Annotated in this window: 1 protein-coding gene; it reads left to right on the top strand. The window is 68.7% G+C overall.

Going from position 1 to position 451, the window contains the following annotated elements:
* Positions 1-451 (top strand): tyrosine-type recombinase/integrase (locus ACZXDY_RS46435; protein WP_464350093.1); only part of this gene is annotated, 451 nt, incomplete at both ends.

Raw genomic sequence — 451 nt, 5'->3', positions numbered from 1 at the left:
CACACCCATGTCGTTCACGAGCCGCGCAGGCTGCCGGTGGTGCTCAGCGTCGAGGAGGTGGCGCGGCTGCTCGCTGCTGCGCCGGGGCTCAAGTACAAGGCCGCGTTGAGCGTGGCCTACGGCGCCGGCCTGCGCGCCACTGAGGTGGTCTCGCTCAAGGTTGCCGACATCGACAGCAAGCGCATGATCATCCGCGTCGAGCAGGGCAAGGGCGGCAAGGACCGGAACGTCATGCTGTCCCCACACCTGCTTGAGTTGCTGCGGGCCTGGTGGAAGGCGGCGCGGCCGCAGGGCTGGCTGTTCCCGGGCCGCGATCCGGCCCAGCCGATGACCACACGCCAGCTCAATCGCGCCTGTCACGCCGCCGCCCAGAGGGCCGAGATCAACAAGCGCGTCTCGCTGCACACCTTGCGGCACAGCTTCGCCACCCACCTCTTGGAGCAGAACATCG

Source organism: Bradyrhizobium sp. LeoB3, assembly GCF_055456055.1.
The sequence above is the reverse complement of the archived record's forward strand: the minus strand, read 5'-3'. Positions and strand labels throughout refer to the sequence as shown.